Origin of the sequence: Paraburkholderia sp. MM5477-R1, from assembly GCF_050436385.1 — a bacterium.
GTDB classification, from domain to species: Bacteria; Pseudomonadota; Gammaproteobacteria; order Burkholderiales; family Burkholderiaceae; genus Paraburkholderia; species Paraburkholderia tuberum.
The window spans coordinates 269,845-293,071 of the sequence record NZ_JBNDMC010000003.1; the positions used below are offsets into that span (position 1 = coordinate 269,845).

22 protein-coding genes and 3 pseudogenes are annotated in these 23,227 nt (G+C 59.4%); 10 read left to right on the top strand and 15 right to left on the bottom strand.

Features of this window, described 5'->3' with window-relative positions:
• The first annotated feature begins 534 nt into the window (after positions 1-534).
• Positions 535-900, top strand: a complete 366-nt coding sequence (locus OKW35_RS04520) for a response regulator (RefSeq protein WP_429361931.1) — start codon at positions 535-537, stop codon at positions 898-900.
• A gap of 450 nt (positions 901-1,350) precedes the next feature.
• Positions 1,351-1,512: pseudogene (locus OKW35_RS04525) on the top strand (ferritin-like domain-containing protein); the annotation flags it as partial.
• Between the two features lie 853 nt (positions 1,513-2,365).
• Here OKW35_RS04525 and phaP read toward each other — a convergent pair.
• Positions 2,366-2,944: a TIGR01841 family phasin gene (phaP, locus tag OKW35_RS04530; protein ID WP_429551333.1), complete on the bottom strand. Its 579-nt coding sequence runs from the start codon at positions 2,942-2,944 to the stop codon at positions 2,366-2,368.
• A gap of 249 nt (positions 2,945-3,193) precedes the next feature.
• Here phaP and OKW35_RS04535 point away from each other — a divergent pair.
• Positions 3,194-3,433 (top strand): annotated as a pseudogene (locus OKW35_RS04535) (DNA ligase D); the annotation flags it as partial.
• A 100-nt stretch (positions 3,434-3,533) separates the two neighbouring features.
• Entirely contained in the window at positions 3,534-4,028 is a 495-nt protein-coding gene (locus OKW35_RS04540) for a hypothetical protein (protein WP_429551845.1), read from the top strand.
• On the opposite strand, the gene OKW35_RS04545 is transcribed toward OKW35_RS04540, so the two are convergent.
• The gene (locus OKW35_RS04545) at positions 3,937-4,206 is read right to left on the bottom strand and encodes a DUF1488 family protein (protein ID WP_429551334.1); all 270 of its coding nucleotides are present in this window, start codon (positions 4,204-4,206) and stop codon (positions 3,937-3,939) included. The genes OKW35_RS04540 and OKW35_RS04545 overlap by 92 nt on opposite strands.
• A 704-nt stretch (positions 4,207-4,910) precedes the next feature.
• Positions 4,911-5,312, bottom strand: a complete 402-nt coding sequence (locus OKW35_RS04550; protein WP_429361878.1) for a transposase — start codon at positions 5,310-5,312, stop codon at positions 4,911-4,913.
• Positions 5,313-5,643: 331 nt separating this feature from the next.
• On the opposite strand from OKW35_RS04550, the pseudogene OKW35_RS04555 reads away from it, so the two are divergent.
• Positions 5,644-6,643 (top strand): annotated as a pseudogene (locus OKW35_RS04555) (type I restriction endonuclease subunit R); the annotation flags it as partial.
• Positions 6,644-6,887: 244 nt separating this feature from the next.
• Here OKW35_RS04555 and OKW35_RS04560 read toward each other — a convergent pair.
• Positions 6,888-7,625: an SIR2 family NAD-dependent protein deacylase gene (locus OKW35_RS04560; protein WP_429551826.1), complete on the bottom strand. Its 738-nt coding sequence runs from the start codon at positions 7,623-7,625 to the stop codon at positions 6,888-6,890.
• 436 nt (positions 7,626-8,061) lie between these two features.
• Here OKW35_RS04560 and OKW35_RS04565 point away from each other — a divergent pair, with 436 nt between their 5' ends.
• Complete coding sequence (locus tag OKW35_RS04565; RefSeq protein ID WP_429551335.1) at positions 8,062-8,700, top strand: sel1 repeat family protein; 639 nt, start codon at positions 8,062-8,064, stop codon at positions 8,698-8,700.
• 64 nt (positions 8,701-8,764) lie between these two features.
• On the opposite strand, the gene OKW35_RS04570 is transcribed toward OKW35_RS04565, so the two are convergent.
• The 3 genes from OKW35_RS04570 to OKW35_RS04580 all read right to left on the bottom strand — a co-directional run bounded on the left by OKW35_RS04570 (position 8,765) and on the right by OKW35_RS04580 (position 11,008).
• Complete coding sequence (locus OKW35_RS04570) at positions 8,765-9,487, bottom strand: H-NS family nucleoid-associated regulatory protein (RefSeq protein ID WP_429551336.1); 723 nt, start codon at positions 9,485-9,487, stop codon at positions 8,765-8,767.
• A gap of 710 nt (positions 9,488-10,197) precedes the next feature.
• Positions 10,198-10,794: a hypothetical protein gene (locus OKW35_RS04575; RefSeq protein WP_429551846.1), complete on the bottom strand. Its 597-nt coding sequence runs from the start codon at positions 10,792-10,794 to the stop codon at positions 10,198-10,200.
• Positions 10,697-11,008 (bottom strand): enolase C-terminal domain-like protein, encoded by a 312-nt coding sequence (locus OKW35_RS04580; protein WP_429551337.1) that lies wholly within the window; start codon positions 11,006-11,008, stop codon positions 10,697-10,699. The genes OKW35_RS04575 and OKW35_RS04580 overlap by 98 nt, the downstream gene beginning before the upstream one ends.
• Positions 11,009-11,459: 451 nt before the next feature.
• On the opposite strand from OKW35_RS04580, the gene OKW35_RS04585 reads away from it, so the two are divergent.
• Positions 11,460-11,939 (top strand): HU family DNA-binding protein, encoded by a 480-nt coding sequence (locus tag OKW35_RS04585; RefSeq protein WP_429551338.1) that lies wholly within the window; start codon positions 11,460-11,462, stop codon positions 11,937-11,939.
• Positions 11,940-12,197: 258 nt separating this feature from the next.
• Here OKW35_RS04585 and OKW35_RS04590 read toward each other — a convergent pair whose 3' ends face one another.
• The 6 genes from OKW35_RS04590 to OKW35_RS04615 all read right to left on the bottom strand — a co-directional run bounded on the left by OKW35_RS04590 (position 12,198) and on the right by OKW35_RS04615 (position 18,402).
• Positions 12,198-12,671: a hypothetical protein gene (locus tag OKW35_RS04590; protein ID WP_429551339.1), complete on the bottom strand. Its 474-nt coding sequence runs from the start codon at positions 12,669-12,671 to the stop codon at positions 12,198-12,200.
• A 103-nt stretch (positions 12,672-12,774) separates the two neighbouring features.
• Positions 12,775-13,395: a rhomboid family intramembrane serine protease gene (locus tag OKW35_RS04595; RefSeq protein ID WP_429551340.1), complete on the bottom strand. Its 621-nt coding sequence runs from the start codon at positions 13,393-13,395 to the stop codon at positions 12,775-12,777.
• A 522-nt stretch (positions 13,396-13,917) separates the two neighbouring features.
• Positions 13,918-14,529 carry an NUDIX hydrolase gene (locus tag OKW35_RS04600; RefSeq protein ID WP_429551341.1) on the bottom strand — a complete coding sequence of 204 codons (612 nt, stop codon included), beginning with the start codon at positions 14,527-14,529 and terminating at the stop codon, positions 13,918-13,920.
• A gap of 90 nt (positions 14,530-14,619) precedes the next feature.
• A complete protein-coding gene (locus tag OKW35_RS04605; protein WP_429551342.1) occupies positions 14,620-14,763 on the bottom strand; it encodes a hypothetical protein in 144 nt (47 codons plus the stop codon).
• A 1,849-nt stretch (positions 14,764-16,612) separates the two neighbouring features.
• A complete protein-coding gene (locus OKW35_RS04610; protein WP_429551343.1) occupies positions 16,613-17,455 on the bottom strand; it encodes a tetratricopeptide repeat protein in 843 nt (280 codons plus the stop codon).
• The gene (locus OKW35_RS04615) at positions 17,452-18,402 is read right to left on the bottom strand and encodes a Ku protein (RefSeq protein WP_429551344.1); all 951 of its coding nucleotides are present in this window, start codon (positions 18,400-18,402) and stop codon (positions 17,452-17,454) included. Before OKW35_RS04615 ends, OKW35_RS04610 begins: the two co-directional genes overlap by 4 nt.
• 416 nt (positions 18,403-18,818) lie before the next feature.
• Here OKW35_RS04615 and OKW35_RS04620 point away from each other — a divergent pair, with 416 nt between their 5' ends.
• From OKW35_RS04620 to OKW35_RS04630, 3 genes are all read left to right on the top strand, one after another.
• On the top strand, positions 18,819-19,076 hold the full coding sequence (locus OKW35_RS04620) for a hypothetical protein (protein ID WP_429551345.1): 258 nt from the start codon (positions 18,819-18,821) through the stop codon (positions 19,074-19,076).
• 858 nt (positions 19,077-19,934) lie between these two features.
• On the top strand, positions 19,935-20,372 hold the full coding sequence (locus OKW35_RS04625; protein WP_429551346.1) for a response regulator: 438 nt from the start codon (positions 19,935-19,937) through the stop codon (positions 20,370-20,372).
• Positions 20,373-20,510: 138 nt separating this feature from the next.
• Positions 20,511-20,984 carry a PRC-barrel domain-containing protein gene (locus OKW35_RS04630; RefSeq protein ID WP_429551347.1) on the top strand — a complete coding sequence of 158 codons (474 nt, stop codon included), beginning with the start codon at positions 20,511-20,513 and terminating at the stop codon, positions 20,982-20,984.
• A 97-nt stretch (positions 20,985-21,081) separates the two neighbouring features.
• Here OKW35_RS04630 and OKW35_RS04635 read toward each other — a convergent pair whose 3' ends face one another.
• Together OKW35_RS04635 and OKW35_RS04640 are read right to left on the bottom strand one after the other, a co-directional pair.
• A complete protein-coding gene (locus OKW35_RS04635) occupies positions 21,082-21,342 on the bottom strand; it encodes a hypothetical protein (protein WP_429551348.1) in 261 nt (86 codons plus the stop codon).
• A gap of 292 nt (positions 21,343-21,634) precedes the next feature.
• A complete protein-coding gene (locus tag OKW35_RS04640; RefSeq protein WP_429551349.1) occupies positions 21,635-22,213 on the bottom strand; it encodes a phasin family protein in 579 nt (192 codons plus the stop codon).
• Positions 22,214-23,227: the final 1,014 nt, after the last annotated feature.

The following is a 23,227-nucleotide window of genomic DNA, read 5'->3' on the forward strand; positions in this document are numbered from 1 at the left end:
CACTGACGCACCGCGCGGATGCACGCTACCGAAAGACCTTGGTGAGCCACCAATGGCCGCAAAGCGCAAGTCTGCATTGAGGAGCATCACCCCATCGGGAATTCCGACTCTACGCGAAGACCTCAAAACACAGCTCGCGCCCATTGCCATCGCACTGACGGAGGAACTCGCGGCGCTGTTGACAGCCGCTCTCGACGACGGAAGAAAACAGACGCTCGACCGTCTGTCGCAGGCGCTAAGCGACGCGGTCCCAGAGTTTCTGCTAGGGGCGTTTGAACAAAAAATGCTCGCAGCCGGAAAGTCAGCGTCGGAATGTCGGCCATCGCTTGTCGCGGTAAGGCGCGCGAGTCAGGCTGCTCCCACCGGGCAAGCATGCGCACCTGATGAAGACGGAAGCGCAGACTGTGCTGTCGGCGGCGTCAGCTGCCGCGAGAACGCTCCCGTCCAACGGACTGCTTTCAACGCGTGCGAGCAGCGGAATAGCTGTTGCCGGCAAACAGACGAAGTGAAAGACCACCGCTTCGGGGGCGGGTCATGGTGATGGTGTTACTGGTCGATGACGACATGAGCCTGCTTCAGGCGCTTGAAACGTTGATTTGCGGAGAAGGTTACGAGGTAATGACTGCGTTGAACGGGGATGAGGCACTGCAGGCAGCACGCCGAAGGCGCCCTGACATCGTGGTTTCGGATTTCATGATGCCGGTGATGGACGGGCCCACCCTCATAGGTGCACTCGCGGCCGAGCCGGACTTCGCAACTATTCCTGTCCTTTTAAACTCAGCGGTGGCGACACCACCGGCCCACCTGCAGGTGGCGGCATTTCTCAGAAAGCCAGTCGCGGCCCCGCGCCTGCTCGAACTGCTTCGACTGCACAGTCACAGTAAGGCCCAATCGCCGTGACTGGTCACTTCGATATGCCGCCAATGGAAAGCCATTCCTGCCTCCATCGAGGAGTACCGCATTTTGCTCCATATAGGGAAGACGACGGGTAGACAATGCCGCCGCTCTCGCAACTTCCGAATCCCGTTGCCCGAGCGTTATCGACGATGTTCCGTTCTTGCCGGGCTTTGAAAGGAGCACGTACCGCTCTCACAACTGAGGTCTCAGAACGCTGGCGAGGAGCGGCGAAGGCACCGCGCATGGGAGCGAGACTGCCTCCTTCTCCCGCACGGTGCGTTCCCGGAAGAAGCTTGGGCTCGAAATATTCTTGTGCGCCTGCACGGCTGTCGGGACTAGGCGTTGCGCGTTAGTAGCGTCGACTATTCGGCCGCTTCAATTGCGGTGTTTATGGGGGCGGTGTCTGTCGCACCCGCACTTTCTACTCCCTTTTCTACCCTCTTGTGAGCGCACATGACCGCAGGGACTGTGAAAGACCTGCTCATCCACTCGCTGTCTTACGTCTACAGCGCCGAAATGCAGTCGACGAAAGCGCTCCCTAAACTGGCGCGTGCCGCTACGAGTCCAGAGTTAAAGGCTCTGTTCGAACAACATCTGGAAGAAACACACGGGCAAGCACCGGTCGCGGCGCGGAAGTTAAGGCTAGCGACGCGTGCCTCAATCGCCTCTCGTTAGCTTCCACCAGCCTCATGCAACGGCGCATCGATGAGTAATCGGTCTGACAAGCTCAGACTATCAATGCCGAAGATACCGGATGCCATCGTGACATCGCTCGGTCGGAACAAACGGGCCGAACCACGCAGATTGAGTCGGAGGATGGCGAAGAAGTTGACGAGGACGAGAGCCGGAATAAATAGCAATGGCACCCAAGGCGGCGAGAAGGCATGTCGTCGCGCGGTACCGGCGGCGTAGCGCGCCGGGAACCGGTGATACCCAGCCACAGAAACGCCCTGAAATCAAGGTCAGCAAGTCCGGGAGGTTCACTGTCTAGTTGGTGGAATGGCGCCAACGCCTCGTTCGTCATATGCCGTCGGCGCCGGGCGGAGACAGCCCAGGTTTGCCGCCCGCTGCGAGCGCAGCGCCACCTTTCTTGAAGACTTCCGAAAGCTGGCGCACGAAGTCACCTCAGTCCAACGTGGATACCACGGCCTGCAAGGTCGCAGCGTCGCCGCTACGGCCTCCCCAGAACCGCACGTGCAAGTTTCCATGCATACGGCTCAAGCATTCCAAAGCCACACGCCTGGGCGACAGGCATCCGTCAACTGACGCCTGCGCATTGCCTTGCCAAGGGGCGCTCACGATGCGCTTGCATCCACTCGCATACCGTTCGACTGAAGCCGCCAACGGGCTCGGGACCCTCACACCCAAACGAGGTGCCTGCGCCGCTCGTCGCGACTATTCCGATGTAATAGCGAGGTTGAAGGCACGAGAGTCAAACCGTTTCCAGCATTTACATGTCAACCAATACCTATTTTTTTGTGGCAGCTTTGGCTTGTTCAACGGCCTGTCTGGTCGCCCTGTTTGAGGCGGAAGCTGCTGCCTCACCGTTGTTTCCGGCAATTTCGCGTCCTTCTTCGGCGGCCTTCTTGCTGGTTTCAGTCGTTGCGCTCGTCGCCTCACTGGCCGCCGTAACAGCTGATTGCAACGCACTCACAGCGGCTTCGCTTCCCGCCGGTGCATTGTTTGCGACCGTGTCGACAAGCGCTTGGGTATTCCGCTGTTGCCGCTTGAATTGCGCCTCAGCGCTCCTGGCCAGTTCGGCCTGGGCGTTGAACATGATGTTGTACAAATGCCGCCAGTACGACTGTGCTTCTTCCATGACGGCTTGCGCCCGCTTTGCCTGCAATGCGAACAGCTCCAGCGGGTCTTTGGTTGACAACGCCGTGCTGATGACTGCCTGATTTTCGGAGAGCGTCGATTTAGCCGCCCGCAGGTTCAGCTCGGTCAGCTTTTCGATGCAGCCGAATGCCTGGGTCCAGGCATCGGACAGGGTTTCGAAGCTGGCTCTCTGCGAAGCAACCGCCTGTTCGCCGGAAAGACTGCTCATTGCAACCTCCATGTGGGTAACGTGGCGAGTGGTCCGTGGAGCCACTTGAAGGAACCCGAACGACACGCCACAGGGCAGGAATCGGAGGCGCAGCAAGGCTTGGTCCCGGCAACGCGTGCAACGTCAGCTTGTGCTTTGCGTTGCATACAGCGGCGCGCCATACAAGGCCTCAGTCATGTACGACGATGCACGGCGAGACAGCTTCCCTGGCCCACCAACGACACGTACCGACCCAGCATTCAATCTGGCTCCTTTCCGAAGACCAGCGGCGGCGAGGGATTCCATTCTGTCGTGCCGCTGACGCGCCGGCAGGGCTGCAACGAGGTCAAAGCATTTTCGCAGGCGGTCGTGCAGCACATGTCGCGGGTCGTACCGGAGCGTTTTTCGGCTGTCTCCGGCCTCCGCAATCGGGTGGGGAAAATCTTCATCGACTATCTGCTCAACAGGCGCGGCGCGAGCACCGTCGCGCCGTTCTCTGTGCGAGGACGTGACTACCGACTTCGTTAATCTGGAGCAGTAGATGATGTATGCTTTCAGCGACAAATCGACCAGACGCCTGCGGATTGACCAAACGTAGGTGCAAAAAAAAATGGATGAAAACACCCTGGAGAAAGTCGCGAATTTCATTTGTGGCAACGGTGACGACTATCCTCAATATCGAACGTCGTCGCAGCTTACGGCGTTCTTCGCCAGAGCTGGCTTGCCGCGGTTTGTCCACGACGGTAGTACGCGAGTTTGGTGGGTGCTGGACTGCCTGAAGCAATGTTCAAGAGAGGAGCTAGCAGCCATCCTGAAACGGCTCGCATCGCCGGAGGAATACGGCGGAGACAAAGTGAAGGTGACACAAGCGCTCAAGGGGCTGAATGAGGTCGTCTACATCGAAGGATTCCGGTTGCGCCTTGAAGGGCTCGAGCCGAAGTTCGAAAAGGTGGACGTCACGTTTGAAGTGGATACGCCTCCCGACGAAGCGTCGCTCAGGCCGCTTACCTTTTTTAGGTTGCACCCAGGTCCGCGGCTGTCACCAGAACGCGAGCGCCCCGCAATGCCCGACTCTTTCTGTCCGCTACCTCCAGTATTCGTCTGAGTCCGCGCTCGAAGGCTGCGACCAAAGTCGTGTCATCCGACTCCCGCCGCAATAGGAGATGTCGCTCCAGCGCATCGCGAGTTACCGCGCACGCGATGTCCCGACCTTGTGACATCAGGGTGAAGGTCAGCAGCCGTCCTTCGGCAAAAAACCCGGGACGTCCTTTCATTGCAAGCATCTCATCCTCAACTTCACATCAGATTACTACGCCCCGAATCAAGGGCCTTTCGGTGTCAAGCGGTCACCCCAAACGCTGCCGTCCTGGAGTCCCTGTCTGGCCGCCAGCTGCTATTCAAGCGCGCAATCTCTACGGGTGATGCCAAACACAGGGGAGCCGGCGCCACGGTCGCTTGCCAATGCGGAAGAGAGTCGCGCGAGAACCTCGCGCGCGTAATGCACGTGCGCTGCGCGTAAGTGCATTCCCTCATCGAATGCGCTGATGAAGGCGTTTCGTCATTGGCCCTGGTTAAAGAGGTTCGCTTCCGCCCGAGTCGCCCGGCATAAAGCGCTCCGTCTGTAACCCCGACCAGGCCGCTTCTGCCGCCTGCGCCCCATCGTTGCGACGCTAACGCTAACGCTGATGACGATGACAACGCCGGCGCTGAGCGCCAGGCGGGAAAACTGTCGGGCTCCTTCGACGTCCTCAAACAGATGCGCGAGAAAGGGCTGTCGTCTTTAGGGCAGTCAAACATTTTCCGTGGTGCGCCCGGTAGATGCGATGACGGGCGAGACTTGACGCTTGGTGCAGAAGCACCAATGCAGGCGGCCCGCATTCTCGACTGCCGTATCGGACATCTGCAAACCGGTCGACGGAGTGCATAGACCATGGTGCGTGGTGCAGCACCTTCCGGGCGGTCGTCGATAGGGTTGGCGACAGCTCGGTCAGGCCATTGCCGCCGGCACACGCCAGGATTCCGGATTGGTCCAGAACGCGCCGCGGATGCGCTCGGGGCGCGGCGGTGCCGGTGGCTTTGCAGCCGTTGCGCCAATTCGGCCACGCAGCGAAATTTTGCGACCGCTCGTACCGAGCCGTTTGACTATTTCGGCAAGCGTGCCGTCGGCTTGCCACTCTTCAAAGCGGCGGCGGCAGGTCGGCGGCGACGGATAGCGGCCCGGCAGCCTGGTCCAACCTTCTCCCGACGCCAGAACCCACAACACGCCATTGGCAACCGCGCGAGCTTCCGCGCGAGGCCGGCCGCGTCGTTCAGTGGTTGCGGGCTGAGCATCGAACAAAGCCTCAACCAGCGCCCACTCGTTGTCTGTCAAATCGTCGAACACGTTCATGTCTTGCCTTTGCTAAGCGAACTACAATGCGCTGCCCCGCGCTGCGCACCTTCTTTCTATTCGCACTCAAATTCGAGCGCTCGGCGGTCGGGCTAGTCACGGCAGTTGCTGTGCTGCCGAGCCATAGCGGCCGACCTATGCACAGGAAAAGCAGGAATCGTGCCACTTATTCTGTAAGCGCCTCACAATCAAAATTCTGAAGGTTCAGGTCAGCACGAGCGGTAACCATGCACCTCTTGGAGAACAAAATTGCGTTTCGGAAATCGAGTCACGCACCAAATGCGTGCAACAAAAACCTATAGACTAGGCAGTCTTGAGGGCTTTGGCGAACGACACCACCTACATTCTCGACTTCGTCAACGACGCCGGCGAGATTCTCAAGGCGTTCAAGACCTATGATGAAACCGCCGAGCTCGAGGCCACCACCGACCCGCATCATGTCTACGACCTGCGTGCCAAGCTTGACGCAAGCGGGCACTACGATGATTTCGAGGTGGACCGGGTGGCATCGGTCGAGCTGGACCCGAAGGGGACCCAGGCGCAGCTGAGCACCGCCATCGCGCCCGTGGCTGACCGCCTGCTCAACCGCTATAAGGCCGCCCAGCAGGTATTGGCCGCAGCCGAAGCGCAGCACGACGACAAGGCTGCGCAGGCCGCGAGAGACACGCTTGATGCGCTGGTGCTTTTCAGGAATGACATAGGCGCGTTCGTGCGCCTCTACGCCTTCCTGTCGCAGATTTTCAACTACGGCAATACCGGTATCGAGAAGCGCTTTATCTTCTACAAGCGACTCCTCCCGCTGCTGGAATTCGGCCTCGAGCGCGATACGGTCGACTTGTCGAAGGTGGTGCTGACCCATCACACGCTGAAGAATACAGGCCGGCAGGCACTGAATCTGAATCAGGGCGACGCCGATAAGCTCGCGCCGATGGACGCGGTAGGCAGTGGTTCGGTGCAGGAAAGGCAGCAGGCGCTTCTGAACGAAATTATCCAGAAGGTCAACGGCCTGTTTGAGGGCGAACTGTCCGATGACGACCAGCTTGTATACGTCAACGGCGCCATCAAGGGCAAGCTGCTCTAGAACCCGAGGATGTTGCAGCATGCGGCGAGCAACAGCAAGGCGCAGTTTGCCAATTCGCCCGACCTGAAGGTCGCGGTGATGGATGCCATCATTGGATGCGCTCGACGCCCATAGCGCGATGAGTACGCAGGCACTTGGTTCTGAACGGGTGCGTGAGGGGTTAATGGACATCCTGCTTGGACCAGGGCAGTTATACGAGACGTTGCGGGCACGCTCCGAGGCTGGACAAAAGGATTCTCGTCCTTCTTGAAATTGACGCTGCTGTGGCGGGATAGCGGCAGCCGGACGTGGCTCGGAAACACACAGTTTTCGGACAGATTTGCGGGTGAATTACACACTTTTCGGACAAGTCACGACAGCCACGCACGAAATCGCACAGGATTCGGTCAAGACCAAAGATTTGCGCCGCCACAAACCCACACGTCGGCGCGGGCGGTAAGCTATACCTCACGCCGCACTATGCATGCCGCAGGTGGATGCTCTTTGTGCGCAACTCACACCTGGGCGTCGAGCAGCTTGAGTGTCTCGGCGGCTCCGCCCTCAAATCCAACACCGTGCGTCGGGTCGGCGCTTGCCTCACGAGGATTAATCCGGATGAGCCGGTTCTGCGCGTTTCTTTCGCTGAACCGTCGTACAGTCGGCAGTGCCTTTCCCGCACCAAGTTCAACGACCACCAGCTTCGATACCGATGAAATCCAGGCTGCCAGGCGCTCGCGTTGCTTTTCATACGGCACATCAACCCACGACCAGTCTCCGAACATCAAGATATTTGGACGCGCGAGAGAGCCGCAGTGCGGGCAACGAGGCATTGGCCTTTCCAGAAGGGACGTCTTCTCATTTACGACCGGGTGAAATTCCTCTGCCGACCATGTATCGCTCGTGCAGACCTCCAGGCATTGGAGTGCGTGAATCGACCCATGGCATTCGTGGACCCGGCTTTCGGAGAACCCGGCCTTCTGGAACTGGCCGTCCACGTTGCTCGTGAACACGAAGGCGCCATGGACCATGCGGTCCGCCCACCGGCGCAAAATCGCGAAGCCCTCGTGCGGGACGGTCTCGCGGTACAGCTTCAGGCGGTGTCCGTAGAAGCCCCAGGCGAGCTCCGGATGCCTCGCGAAAGCTCCTGGGTTTGCCATGTCTTCGAAAGAAAGGCCCCGATGCCGAAGCGCGGGATAGGCGCGCCAGAAACCTTCCCGGCCGCGAAAATCAGGAAGGCCCGAGTCGACGCCCATACCGGCGCCCGCAGTGATTAGAAGACCGTCTGCCTCTCGCAGCCAGCCGACGGCTTTCTCCAGCTTCTCGTCTTGCGAATCGGTCACCTCTCCACTCCAAATAGATTGCGACGACTGTCGACGAAAATTACTTGGACGTTCTGCCCAGTAGCGTGAAACGGTTTCGCCAGTGGTGGGGACCCACCATGTGCGAGTATTGCGCATCGAGTTGATGCGGGTGAGTTCCGAAAAAGGTCCCTGCGGAAACGTTAGGCGCCTCAGCATAGTGGACGCCAGCAGAGCCGCGACGGAAAAATCAATGAGAACCTTGCTCCGGCAGAGCGGCAGTCACCGACTTGAGCTATAGCGAACACAGCCCCGCCCGGCTTGGGGCATCGGACAGCAGTAGCGGTGAGGTATCATTGTGCGCATCACTCACCACAGGACGCGAAATCTGATGTCTGTAGATTCCAGCTGGTTGGGCCAAATTGAACGTGAGTGGGCACAACTTCGCCAGAGCGACCCGGCACTCGATGTAGAAAAGTTCTTCCGGCACGTTGTGTCAGCGAACAAGGTTGGATTTCTTTCACTTGAATCAATCGCGGCCATTGCGAATGGCCTGCTCACAAGCCCGTTGCCGGGCGCACCCTATCTCGGCCGGCGCCTTCTTGAACGGGTTGGCCCTGACCGGCACCCGTCGCTCCGGGTCGCCCTTGCACTGTCTCTTGTCACGGAGACAGGTGGGCCTGCCGATTTCGAGGGCGGACACGTCATTCTGGGCGATGTCCTGAAGGACGATATGGCGACCGACCCGCTTCGCGGCATGGCGGCAGCGGCTCTTGCGGACAGCGCGAGGCTTGGTCGTGGCATGGACGCCGACCTTGAGATGGCCAAGGACCTGTATGCCACGGCCTTGGAGCTTGGACACCGGTCGGCCGCGTATAACTTGGGCTTGTATTGGGAGGGACGCTGGGGTACGAGTGCTCCCGGCGACGTCGTCCCCGACAGCACAAAGGCGGCACAGGCCTACAAGCGTGGTGGTTCGAACGCAAAATGCGCCGCCCGCCTGGACGCATTGCGGACCCGTTCGAGGTAAACCACGCCAATCGCGCGTGCCGACGCAAAAAAAGCGAGCTCTGTGTGCTCGCTTACACAGTCGATTAAGCGGCCGCAGCTTCCGGCGCAGCCGCGACATTCGTCGTCGTGCCCACCTTTTTGGCGCCAACCAGTTTCTTCGCCGGTGCCTTCTTCGCTACCGCCGCCTTTATCGCGGGTTTCTTCGCGACGACGACTTTCGGCTTGGTCGCAGCGCCAGAATCTGCAACTCCGCTAACGCTAGCAATCAGAAACTTTGCCCGGTCTTTCGCACCGGCTAGCCACGCCGGAGCCGGACCGCGCCCGCTCCAAGTCGCACCGGACTTCGCGTCGCGATACTTAGCCGGCTGCGGACCTTTCGGCTGAGCCGTGCCAGCAGCGGCGCTGACTGACGACGAGACTTTCTTGCCCGCAGTCTTGGCCTTCTTCGCACTTGCCACGCCTGCAGCGACGACTGCATCGGCACTACCCTCAATCAGGAATTTGCTGCGGTCTTTCGCGTTCGCAATCCAACCCGGAGCGCGTCCGTGTCCGGACCATGTAGCGCCTGTCTTCGGGTCCTGATACTTCGCTGCGGACGGCTTGGCGACGACCGCAGATTTAGCTGCGGCTTTCGGTCCACGTTTCTTGCCACCAGCATCCGCATCGATGTCGGCAGTTGTCAGGCCGTGCGTTGACATCAATTCGCGAATTTTCTCGATAACAGCACTCGACTTCTTCGCGATGAGTGCGTCTGCTTGATTCTGCAGTTTTTGGATTTTTGCTTGCAAGGATTCCAGGGGCGTCATTCGCACCTCCGTCGTTGAGATGCCGGCACTATGCCATGCGCAAGATGCATTGCGCTACTTCTAGCTGGATGGCCGAATAGATAACCGAACATTGTTTAGTGGTTCCTCGGCGCGCCATCATTCTTTTTTCGGCGTCTGACGAGCGCGCCGCATCCAATCGCAACAAGCAACACTGTCATCAGACCGCGCTCATGCCGGTCGTGCTGCGGGAGTCGCTCGGACTGGAAGCAGCAGAAGCGACCGTAGGCGAAGAGGCCTGCGTCGCAACCGGCTGCGGAAGCGCTACGCCGGCGGCACTGCCTTGGCGAACGAGCGAGGCTTCCGGCGTTGGGGAGGCCTTCCGCTTGTTCCTCAAGGAGCTCGCTTCCTTATTCTTTGCAGGAAAAGGGGCTCGTTTAATAACCAGAAGACTCTTTTTTAGAAGCTGTAGGTAGGGCCGTTTAAATGTCGGGGCTGGCGGTACCCGTCTTCAGCGTGCTGAAGTGCCTTGGTCTGCGACAGTCGCAGCGCCCAGTTCAGTGCTGCGACTTCGTCGCCTATCAGGCGGCTGCAGGCGGTCTGAATGTCGTACGTCGTACAGACCTGGAGTTCCTCTCTGAGCGGCTGTTTGCGCAGCTCGGCGACTGCGTCGTCCAGCGCCGTGTACTCGCTTTCCTTATAGATAGGGACCCGGGCTCGCGACGGGTCGGACGGCCGACTCGTTGGGTTCGTTACTTCTTCCGGCTTTCCATGGCATCCGCGGTGCAACTGATGAACCAAGCGAGGGCTGGCGCCATTTCAGCCAGTGAGACTGAGGCCACCTGGAAAGTCGCGTCATCCATAACCGGCGCCGGGCGCGCTCTGTCCTCGCGCGAGTAAGCCTCGAACAGAACACCTGTTCGCGCAACTGAGACGAGCGCAAAAGCTGCTTTCTTTACCCGATGCGTGTCACGGTTCGCGCCCGGCGAAGGTTCGTCAATCGACTGGAGCGAATGGATAAGTTCCCGCAGCGAATTGTGCAAGCGCCACGCGTTGTACAAAGGATGGTGAATCACGAACAGAAAACGGTGTCGACTGGCGCCCGAAAGCGTGCTCGCCGCGCTCCCCGTCTCCAGGTACTTCTGCTCCTGCGGCGGGACAATCTCGACATGCTCGTCGATGAACTGGGCGCTGCGGAGGCTTTGGGCGACGGTGTCGCGCTGGAACTCCGCGCACTTCGCCGGACCGATGCTAGTGTCGTCCTCTTCCGGGGCCACCGGCGCTGCAAGGGTGTCGCACGACACGAACACCAGCAGCAGCACCCCCGCGATTAACTGCCACATGCTCATCCTCCCTCGATAGGACCCAGTCTATCGGTACGGTCGAGCGGCGCTCGGTTAGCCCGTTCGCCTGCGCCATCGCAGCGAGTCGCATCCAGCCGGTTACGCCACCAACCTTCATCACGTCGGGCATCAGGTCGTCCGGCGCACCAGCGTCTATTGCGGTGGCGAAGCGGCCGGAGCAATCGAAGGCGGCGCTGGCAGTACCGTGTGGGACGGGCATGGGAAGCCGGACAGCCCGAACGTTTATACCGTGATTTCGTCCGTCGGCGTCATTTCCGTCTCCATCGTGTCTGCCGCGTTGGCGGGCGGGCAAACAGAGCCACGCTATTTCAAGGATAAAAAGCCGTGTCGAAACGTCAAGCTAAAGCGCGTCGCAGGTGACGTCTGACTGCCAGAGAGCAGGTCAGTTCGATGGTTCGGCCATCACTAAGGTCCCACTCGAAGCCACGGTCCGTAGGATTTCACTGGCCGAATGTCCCTAAAGCAGAGTACAGGTCACCGTTTTATTAACTTCTACGCCAAAAATCCCTTGGTTTAAGGCCTCAGACGTTGCGTCTTCATGCCGGTGTTGTTACGCTGGCGCCCAACCCGAGGATTTGTACCTTTGCGTTAGTCGGTGACGGTGCAAAGGCAAAGGTCTTGGGCAACCTTTGACTAGAAGCGAGGAACTCATGGCAACCACCACCACGAAGAAAACTGCGGCTCCGGCCACGAAGAAAGCGGCAGCTCCGGTCAGCAAGAAAGCCGCCGCTCCGGTTACGAAGAAAGCGGCAGCACCGGCCAGCAAGAAAGCTGCTGCACCGGTTGCGAAGAAGTCTGCTGCGGCTGCTCCCCTGAAACCTATCAAGGACTCGTTCACGAAGGCATCGCTGACGATTCATCTGGCAGAGCGCTCAGGCGTCGAACCCAAGGCGGCAAAGGCGTTGATGGCTGCGCTTGAAGAAACGGTGCTCGCATCGATTCACAAGAAGGGCGCGAAAGAGTTCACGCTCCCCGGCCTGCTGAAGGTTGTCGCGCAAGACGTACCCGCCAAGAAAAAGCGCTTCGGCAAGGACCCGTTCACGGGTGAAGACAAGTGGTTCGCGGCGAAGCCCGCTTCGGTGCGGCTTAAGGTGCGCCCGCTGAAGAAGCTGAAGGACGCCGCACTGTAAGCGAAAGTGTTCTGACGTGATAGCGCCCCTCGCGACCAAAATCCGAGGGGCGGTTTTTATTTGCGACGCACGACGTCGGCGTAGCAATTGGATAGCGCGCCGTTTTGTGAGTGAACCGGTTCTGGTTGAGCGCCCGCCATTTCCTTCTGAAAGACCAGCTCGCGCGTGAGCATGACGCACGACACTTCTCGTCCGGGCCGAAAGCCTCACTACGGTGCGACGGCATTCGACGGCGGCAAGCCTGGCGATGAAAAGCCTTCAGGCCAGCTCTTTAACCTGTCGCGTCGCCCGCTCCGAACCAAGGAGACCCGCGAGCATCCGAGCCTCAGCTTTCGCGATGTCGCTGAGGGAGGCTGCGTTGAGTTGTTCACTGAATACAGCAAGAGCGGTGGATAAAGCCAGGTAATCTGCATCGCAGACTCGCCACCCGCCGCCTGCGTGCTCTCCGGCGTTGATACGCATGAGCGCGGCTTGTGCCGATTCAATGTCGCCCGCCGTGCTTGCCCGATGAACGAGCCGTCCGAGTTCTTCCGCAATCAGGAGGGTTCGACCAAGCGCTGAAAACAGGTCGCGTGAGCCGTGGCCCCGTCGGAAAGCATCCAGTGCAATGTAGCACCGCAGAAGCATCGCCTGCGTCACAGGCTCAAGCGAAGCGTGGCTGTAAGTCAGCGCGCGCAGTAAAGGTGACATAGCCGGGCGGCTGTGTTTTCGAGAGCGAATTTTGCGGTTCACGTTCAGTTATCTGGTAGCGCGGTACACGGGCAATATTTTGAGCTAGATGCACGAAAAGCAAGATGGCTGCGCTCAATGTGTGAATGCGACCGAGATTGCTGCGTCATAAGAGTCGTGCACGGCTCGGCGCCGTCGCGCGCGCGGCAAGGATGCCACCCAGCGCACCGCCGAGATGGCTTTGCCACGATACACCAGGGTAGAGCGGCATCAGGCCGAACAGCATCGTCAGCCCGTAGCTGCCCGCGACGAAGAGTGCCGCCAGCATTGCGAGAATGTGCCGCGTGTAGAAGCCCCGGGCGACCAGGTAGCCGGCGTAGCCGAACACCAGGCCGCTTGCGCCGATATGCACCGTGTAGGGCGCACCAAACCCCCAGGCGCACAGTCCGGCGCCCAGCATCGCCCCGATGGTCGCTTGCCAGAAGTTGTCGATGCGCGGCCACATGCACAGCCAGCCGAGAATTAGGAGGCCGCTCGTGTTGGCTATCAGGTGCACCAGGCTTGCGTGCAGCCACGGGGCAAACGGGATGCCCTGTAGCCCGCCAAGCGTGCGCGGCACTACGCCGTGCCGGTTCAGATGCAGGAACGGCAGTGCAGCGGACAGGAAAAAGACCAGCCACATGGAGCCGACAAAGGCAGCCAGAAGCAGGACGCGCGCCCTGAGCTGTGCGAGGAGCGAGCCCCCGGCGGAAGTCGCGCCGGCGAGCCGTATCGAGTCTTGCGCCATTACTAGCTACTCCGAACGGTAGCGTGAACCTTGCGCACGAACTGGGTGAGTTGCGTCTCGTCGAAGTGGTGCATGTCGCGCGAGACACCGGTGAGTGTCGCGCTCGTATTGCATTCAGCAAACTCGGCAAACTTCAATGCAAATCCGGCGTGACCATCGAGTTGTTGGTAAATACTGAAAGCTAGCCACATAAGCAGGCCGCCAACTATCCAAACCGGGGGCGCTCCGGTGTAGCCAGGAATTGCTCCAATAGACCGCTGGAGTTCCGGCGAGCGTGACAAATGTTGTGGGTCACCGCAGTCAGCGAGAGTGTGTCGTAGTGGCGATGCATGCTCATCGCCTCCCGGTAGACGTCTTCGATATTCATTCTTTGTCAGCGCGAAGGTGCATACGGCGGGAAGTTTTGCTGACAAAGAATCGTTAAAACATAGCGAGCCGACACGAACAAGGCGTTGAGAGCAGGCCTGTGCTGCCGTGGTCGCCAACGACTTTGCCCCTCGCCAGGACAGCCGACTCACATGTCTAGTCGAACTCGACATCGCCGCAACGACGCAGTTCATCCAGCCGACGCAGCTGTTCCGGCAAAACACGCCCCAGCGATAGCGTCGGCAAAGCGTCAAGGTCAAAGAAATCGGCGCCATCCGTCTCGCCGCCCACCAACTCGCCCGAGGCAACAATCTCGCCGAGGAACACCAGTTTCCAGATGTGAAATAACGATGGTGGATGCGAGTGCCGTTGCATGTCCCACACTGCGAGCAGCCGAGTGATGTGCACAATATAGCCGCTTTCTTCGCGAACCTCTCGCGCGGCGTTTTCGGCAGGGGTCGCTCCCACGTCTGCCCATCCACCGGGCAACGACCACAGTCCCTCTGCTGCTTCCCGTACAAGAAGTATGCGGCCCGTTTCGTCAAACACCGCGCATCGAACGTCGACCTTGGGATTCGCGTACCCTTCTTCCTTGGAGAAGAGTTCCGCGACTTCCTGGGTGCTCATGTCGGCAATTTCCGCGAGTTGGGCGTGAGCGATGTTCGCTATCTCGCGGTAGCGTTCGGTATCGAACGGCCCAGTCGAATAGTGGAGCCCAGTCTGCGCAAGAGCGAGCAAGCGCCGAGCTTGCTCGAGTCGTCGAGTCATCAATTGGATACCCCTTCCGTTGGAGGTTTCGGTCGTCGTATTCGACGGGCCTAGGGCAGCGGCAACAGTACGTGTCGGGCGGGGGAACTCTCACGCAGCCGACCGGTGTTCGTAGTAAGCGCGGTCCGTCATCGGGGACCAGGGGAGCATGTCAGCGGCCGCCACCATGTCCACCTCCACCGCCGTGTCCACCTCCATGTCCACCTCCATGTCCACCTCCATGTCCACCTCCATGTCCGGCCTCATGTCCGCCGTGCCATCCACCGTGCCAATGGTCGCCGTGCCAGCGATAGCCGCCCCAGCCACCGCAGCCGCCCCAGATACTGCAGGTATCGTACCCCGACCCGTAGAAGGGATAGCCGTACGCTGAATCGTATGGCTGGGCGTATCCATATCCTGGTGCGACCGCGCAACCACCTAGGCACGCTGCCGCGCCGAGCAACGCAATTAACTTAAACACGATTTTCTCTTGAATGATGCGGGAGACAAGACACGTAGCGGGAGCCGGGAGCAACGCGAGTGGTTGCGACAGCAGAGACCATCGAAAGCGCTCTGGTGTTCCCTTGCTGCGGTGGCTGGGCGGTTGAGGCGGTCGTATTGGAAGTCGGTGATTCCGGGCGGTCGAGGTTGCCATCGGCAAATGCGGACGTGGCGCGCGTTGCAGCAATAAGCGTAGCGGCAATAGCGTGGGGCTGCATATGCTCCTCCAGAGCGGGCGGAATCGATAAGATTTGATTCCGAACGGTGTCCATTCTGGAGAATGAAATCTGGACGAGCGGTGACGCAGAAATTACTTTTTAGTCATCTGAACGACGTGCTCGTCAAATCATTCATGTTTCCCACTGCCGACGCGCGAGCAAGGCGGTTTCAAGTCGAGGCGCAACGCAGCGCTCCCGTAGAGAAAGGGTTACCCCGCGAGGGCAAACCGTTTGTCGGCATTACCGTCTTTGTCTATAGCCGCACAAAATCCCAGCGAATATCGCGGCGTGGCAGTCCTCGAGTGGGCCAAAATCAGTGATTGACCGCAACTCCCGCAGACAAACTCGGCTCATTGGTTACACACCGAAACAGGAACCGTCCAGTGACGTCAAGTTGACTGATGCGCGAATGGATTGATGGGCTGGACCTTCTTGCGCTCTCTGACGCGCTCCAGCATTTGGCATTTCACCAGTCAGCAACGAGGACCTCGAGCCCGCGAACTACGTTCGCTTCCATATCGCGACGAGTGGTGGACGAATCGATGTGAACCGAAGAAGAAGTACGTTTTCTGAACGTCCCGCATGCGTACGCAACTTCGTTTGTCCACGCCCGCTGTGCGTGAGTATCACAAGTTGCGACGCCGAGAAAGCCACCAGACGAGGCAGTGTCTCGTGGACGTGTCGCAAGAAGCCGGCATTTACGGCGACCACAAAAGAGGTGAACTTCCGGAGAGCGGAAAACACGAACCTCGACACGGGCGGTGTTGCGCTTACGGGACTCTCATGGCTGTACAGAGGGCAACCAGGGAGTGCGCTGGACGGCGGTGACTTCCGAACAGCTTGACGCTTCCTTAAGGCGGCGCCGGCTTGATAGCAGAAACGCCGCTCGTGCGCACAGCCCTTCGTCCTGGTTGCCATAAGCGCTACCCTCGGGGATATTCAGAGCCGTACAACAACACCGAGAAGATTCATCGGAATCGCTGTCTTGAGCCAATCTTAGGGGCTCCTCGCTCACGCATAGGGTTACACAGATTAAAGATTATAAGATTACCGGAGTGCTCGACCGAGAAAACGTCTTGCCTGCAGCACGGTTTTCGGAAGTGGATACCCATTTTCCGTGTGTGAAGGCCAAGCAAAACGTGGGTGGAGGACAAGTTGCGCGTGGGCGGAGGACAAGTAAAACGTGGGTGGAGGACAAGTCACGTCGATGAACTTCGACAGAACAGTTGCGTCACGAGAACGATGCCGAACGCAGCATCTGCAGCTTTGTACGTCCTTGCATCAGGCCGTGGCCGGACATGCCGCAGAGTTTCAGCATCCTCATGAACGGGTTGATAGGCCGCAAGCCGTGCTCTGAACCAGATGATTCGCCGGCGAATCCCGGTTCAGCCAACCAGCCGGCGATAAGCACTAAGGTGCCGAACGAGACCTTGTTTGTCACCACGAATCTCGCTCAGCCGGGCGAGGTTGAAGTGAGCGTCGGCATGCGTCGGGTCAAGTTCTATGCATCGCTGATAGGCTGTCGCTGCAGCGTCGTAACGTTTCAACTCTTCGAGAACGACCGCGCGGTTGAAGTGCAGTAACGCGTCATCCGGGAAGTGCCCTAACGCCCCTTCAAAAACGGACAATGCCTCATCGCAGCGGGTTTCTGCCTCGCAGAGCAATACGCCCAGATTGGTAAAAGCGTGGTAATGCGGTGATGGCGCGAGCTCCAGCACTTTCCGGTAGGCCTGCTCTGCGCCAATAGCATCGGTTCCGGTCAGTTGTTCTGCGAGTGCAAACCATTCCTCCGCTTGCTGTTCCCGACTCGCCAGGTTTCGCGGTGCCGAGTCGAGGAACGCGACATCGCCACGAATAGGTGCGACCTCGAAGTCGAGCAGGTGCTGGCCCGAGGCCGCGTCCCATTGGGCCTGTCCTGACCTGACAGCCACGGTCTCGCCTACCGATGTGATTCGGATTCCAGACAGGGGAAGCTCGTCAGGGAGTTCGGCCTTTAGCTTGGCAAGCGCCTTCAAAATCTTCCGTGATGAGATTTTGGCTGATTGCAACTGAAATGCTGTGCGCAGGACCACTACATCCTGGAAAGAGAACCGAAGTTCGTTTCTTCGGCCGCGTGCAGGGTGAACAAATCCGGCTTCAATCAGCCCAGATAGCACCCGACGCGAGACCCCCAGCAGCGATTGAAGGCTGCGCAACGAGTAATCGTTTGACTGATTCCGTCTGGTCACTTGCGTGCTCGAACCTTTGCCGGTTGCGCCTCTTTCACATCGGCTTTCGGTGTGGCTCGTTTGACAGGGCGCCTTGGTTTGGCTGCCAACACTTCGACGTCAGCGGCGGTGGTCTTCTTCGTTGCCGTTGTCCTGGCCGGCGCCGTCTTCGCCGGTACGTCCCGTTTCGCCTTGTTGGCGCTGAGACTCGCCCGAAGCGCTTCCATCAGGTCAATTACCTGGCCGCCCGACTCACTCGTGGACTCCTCTGGAGACACAATCTGCTTGCCCGCGATTTTCCGGTCGATGGCCTCGAGAATCCGCTTTTTCTCCTCGTCCTCATAAGCCGACGGGTCGTAAGCGTCTTCGGAGACCTGGTCGATGATTTGCAGCGCAAGCTTGAGTTCCGTGGCGGTTACGGGCGCCTGCTCGATATGCAAATCGCTCAATGCACGCACCTCATCGGCAAACAACAGTTGCTGGAAGACCATCCCGTCTTCAGCCGGCCTTATCTGAACGACTCGGGTCTTTCCCTTGTACGACCATTTGGCGAGTGCACACCGTTCGCTTTGGCGCATCGCCTGCTGCAGCAGACTGTAGGGTTTGCCACCCCGTTTGTCCGGCGCAATGAAATACGCCTTGTCGTAGTAGAGCGGGTCGACCGATTTTTCCGGCACGAAGGAGACAATTTCTACAACGTGCGTAGCACCCTCTTCAAGCGCCTTCAGCTCGTCTGCAGCGAAGACGACGAACTGTCCCTTCTCAAACTCGTAACCCTTCTTCATGTCGGCGCGAGCCACCACCTCGCCTGTCGCCTCAGAGATGTACTGCTGCTTCACCCGCCCGCCTTCTGGCGTCAGGAGATTGAAGCCAACCCCTGAGGCACTCTCCGTGGCCGAGTACAGTTTGACCGGGATGGAAACCAGGCCGAAGGAAAGCGTCAGAGACGCGATGGAACGAGCTGCCATGAACTTCTCCTCGTAGCCGGCGGGCCGGAGGTCGCGCGGCTTCTGATTACGGCTGCACAAGCCACCGGTCGGAGGTCAGTCGCTATCCTCCCGGCTTTTTTGCAAGCTTAGCACCGGAAAACCAGTTTCTGGAAAGCCGAAACAAGTGCGGCTACGGGATGCCCCTTCCCATTGAAGAACATTCGGTCAGACGACAACTCACAATGGATACGACCGGACGGAGCGGATTTGCTCCCCTGGAGGTCCGGTTTTTTGGAATGCCAATGCATTGACGGTTCTTCCCCGCACGGAGGCTCTGCGCTGATTTGCGCTCTTGGCGCGGCTCTACCATCGCTCGCCTTCTTGCCGCGCAGGCTGATGCCGCTTCAGGAACAGCCGTTGCGGCCTCTCGGAACACAAACCATCAGGAGTTGGAAATGGCTACCCATCCTACCCAGCAACGCGCGGCCGACGACAAATCGGAAAAGGACGTCGATACAGCTGTCGAAGATACGTTCGCTGCGAGCGACCCGCCGTCGACCGGTGGAGCGACGAAAATCGGGCCGGACGAGAATGCTGGAACGCAGACAGACAGCGACGTTCCAGGAACAGAACCGGACGAAGACGTTCCCGATGAGGAGACGCCTCCGGAGCCGTCTCCCGGCGACCAGCCGCCGGACGAAAAGGCACCGTGACGGGTATATATCCGCGTGTGCAACGAGACCCGAGGCTCGCCCGATTTGCGGCGGGCCCATCCGGGCTGGCAGTAAAGGGCATGAGCTGGATGCGTCGCGCCGAAGCAGTGTCCCGTGGGCCGCCGTCGGCGATGTGGATACACCGTGCGGAATCAACGGCCCCGAGCGGCGCTAGCTCTTCCCCTGACCTACTGGCCCACCCAAATGTCGGTGCGGCGGATGATTCCGCCTCCGGCTGGTTTTGAAATGCAGCGGTGGCGATGCGCGACAATTGTCCTGACTTCGTATGCCTCCGGGTGACTGGAATCTGACACCGAGCCGCACCGGCTAGAATACCGACGGTTTTCGAGCCGCACATCGGTTGAACAGGCCGACGACGAGCGACCGGTCGCCTAGCCTGCATGCTCGCATCTCTTTGGCATTGTCCCCTCAATACGCTCGCCACACCGAAGTTATTTCGCGCTTGAAGCAACGCCAATTCTGACCTTGAAATTTCGAACGCGGATGTAGTTGAACGACTTACTCCCGGTGCATCTCGACTCCGGCGGCGTCGCACGAGCCGGCACGCGTCGCTGAACTGGCAGCAGGCGCCGCATGCCACCGGACTCAACCGGAAAGCTCTGGCGGCAACCCTGACGGCTGGAACGCGTATGGTCCTAGGGCGCTCCAGCCTCGCCCTCGGCGACAGCGTCGTCACGCTCCCGATAAATCGCCGAATGCACTGACGATAGAGCGCCGCCCTCAGCGCACGGCCGCCGAGTACGAGGAACAACAAAGCGTCTTCGAGGGCGCAGGCCGGCGGTTGTGCAAGGCGGCATGCTTAATGCGCAAAATCGATATGTCCTGGGTTGCTGCGCTATGGCTCTCATTCTCCTGGTCGACGATGACGGTGAATCACTGTGGATGCTTCAGCTGGTTTTCGAGCGAAGTGGTCACCGGGTGCTGCTCGCGGATAGCGGTGAACCGGCGCTGGCGTTGGCGGGGCGCCATCTGCCTGATTTGATTATCACCGACTGGAACATGCCGGGAATGGACGGCATCGCCCTCTGCGAGCGGCTGAAATTTTACCCTTCACTTGCGCAGATTCCGGTGCTGATGACATCTGGCGAGTTGCCGCCCAAAGATAAGTCCGCGCTGTGGAACATGTTCTTCTCCAAGCCCGTCGACCTGAAAGCCCTTGAGTCTGCCGTCAGCTCGCTCCTGGCCCGGCGTTTGTGCTGTTCCAAAAAGAGCGTCAATGTGCCGGCTCCGGCGCCCTCGCGTTGGGCCCCGATGCCCTCAAGGTATTGGGCGTAACCGGTGAACGAACGGCATTCCGAGAGCGCCTCGCGTCTTATCTTGAGGGCGCCATGTACCGAAGTTCGCGTCGGCACCCGCCTGCGGAGGTATGCTGCTTGCTCGTTACGGAGGCACCATTTTCGATGGAGGTGAATCATGGGCTCAATCAACCCGCAAGGTGCTGCCCGAGGCGGAGCGAATATCGTGGGCGGTGGCGTTGGCGAAGGACCGGGACCAGACGTCATGGCTGCCGCGACGCTCGACGGGACCAAGGTGATGTCTTCAGACGGCGAACACGTGGGAAAGATTTCAGACATCATGCTTGATGTCCGCAACGGACGCATCGCCTATGCAGTGCTGTCTGAAGGCGGTTTCCTTGGGATGGGGTCTAACCTGCATGCCATCCCATGGAGTGCGCTGACCCTCGATACGGACCAGAAGTGTTTCTTCGTCGACATCACGGCCCAGCGCCTCAAGGAGGACCCGGGCTTCGACAAGGACCACTGGCCCGCCATGGCAGATGCGAAATGGGGAGAGTCAACATACAGCTACTACAACCGGCAGCCGTACTGGTCCGCGACCCAGGAGGTGGTGGAAAGTGACCCAGCTTTCCGGCCGAGCGAGCATTAAACACTAGCGGTAAGCGGTCCAGGGCGGAGGGCTTCTCTGCCGCTCCAGCGCCTATGCCACTATGGCTTGCTTCGGTGGCATAGGCGCATTGCTTTCCTTAACCACCAGACGCGCGCGAATAATCGCCACTGCAATCTGTATCGCGCTCGCCGCGAAGACGGCGAAAGCCGTCATGCTGGGCGTACTGCCGGAACTCACCCCTAGTAGGTTTTTTCATTTCACTACTGGAGGCCGGCGAGCCCACCGCCCCTTTTTTCTGCATCTGCTTTTTCGACTTGCTGCCAGAGTGACCCATCGTGTTAGAGCCGGACGCGCCAGACATCGTGTCCGTCGCGCCACTCGCGTTCGGCGTGCCCATTCCGGTGCCGCCCTGGCCAGCACTGCAGGACGGGCACCCGGAATATCTCGTCGCGATGCTGAGGGCTCATGCGCTGGATTGCGTTATCGGACGTATATCGCACGAACACGCTAGCGAGCTGCGACAGGGGATTCTTTACACCCAGCGACTGAAGCCGCCAACGGGCTCCGGACGCTCACGCCCAAACGCGGTGCCCACGCCGCCCATGCGCGACTGTTCCGATGTGAACACCGGGGCCGAAGGCATGAGAGTCAAGCCGTTTCCGGCATTGACACCGCACGTCAATTAACACTTATTTTTTTGTGCCAGCCGTGACTTGTTCAACGGCCTGTCTGGTCGCCCTGTTTGAGGCGGAAGCTGCTGTGTCAACGTTGTTTCCGGCAATCTCCAGTGTCTGTGCAGCGGCCTTTTTTCCGGCTTCAATCGTTGCGCTCGTCGTCTCGCTGGCGGACCTAACAGCTGATTGCAACGCGTTCATAGCGGGTTCGCTTCCCATCGGTGCATTGCTTGCGACCGTATCGACAAACGCTTGCGTATTCTGCTGTTGCTGCCTGAATTGGCCCTCGGCGCTCCCGGCCAGTTCGGCCTGTGCACTGAACATGATGTTGTACACATGCCGCCAGTAGGACTGTGCTTCTTCCATGGCGGCTTGCGCGCGCTTTGCCAGCAATGCGAACAGCTCCTGCGGGTCGTTGGCTGACAACGCCGTGCTGATGATTGCCTGATTTTCGGAGAGCGTCGATTTAGCCGCCCGCAGGTTCAGCTCAGTCAGCTTTTCGATGCAGCCGAATGCCTTGGTCCATACATCGGACACGGTTTCCAAACTGGCTCTCTGCGAAGCCACCGCCTGTTTGCTGGAAAGACTGCTCATTGCAACCTCCATCTGGGTAACGTGGCGAGTGGTCCGTGAAGCCACTTGAAGGAATCTGAACGACACGCCACAGGGCAGGAATCAGCGGTGCAGCAAGGCTTGGTCCCGGGAACGCGTGCAACGTCAGCTTGTGCTTTGCGTTGCATACAGCGGCGCGCCATACAAGGCCTCAGTCATGTACGACGATGCACGGCGAGACAGCTTCCCTTACCCACGAACGACACGTACCGACCTAGCATCCAATCTGGCGAAAGACTCAGCGCGGTACGTGATGGAGGTCGACGCTCCTGTGCACAGGAGCGCCCCCTTCTTGCAGGATGCACGCGACGGTTCGCTCGCAGTATTCTGTGTCAATTCGGAGAGTGGCTGCATCGCCTAGGCGGACTGGCGCCACTATCGGTTTTTCGTCGATGATGAGCGCCATCGGAGCACGCAACGACAGTGCCGCCAGGCGCGTTATGGCATCAAACGACGACTCCGTTGGCGTGTCGGAGATGCCGAACCTGTGCAGTCCACGCAAACGCTCGCACTCGTTCGCGGGACAGAATGACCTTCATAAACCGTCACCCTTGTGGCGTGATGGGTCCAAGATAAACTTAAGGCGCAAAAGATATACCTCGTCGACATGGAGGCGATGCACGGAAAGAGTGTCGGCCTGGCACTTCTTTTGCGCTACGGAGCATGAAGCATAGTTCGCGATGGAGGCCGACATGAGTAGGGGAACTCGTCGATGGGGCCTGAGCGCCTCAAACCGGCACGCTCTCCGGCACGCAGACGCAGAGATTTCAAATCTAGAAAAAGCGCTGGCGGCGGACGGGACGCACTCGATATTTGCCCAGACCTATTGGCGACGTCGTCTTCACGAAATTCACGCAACGCCGGGGCTCGGGCTTGCCCAACGTATCAAGCTGGAAAAGCTGCTCAGCATCCTGGAGGGACACGAGAAACGGTAGAAATAACGTGCGGAATTGAATGGGGTTTGCGCCTTGGTGAGAGGTTGTCGGCCGCGAGGCG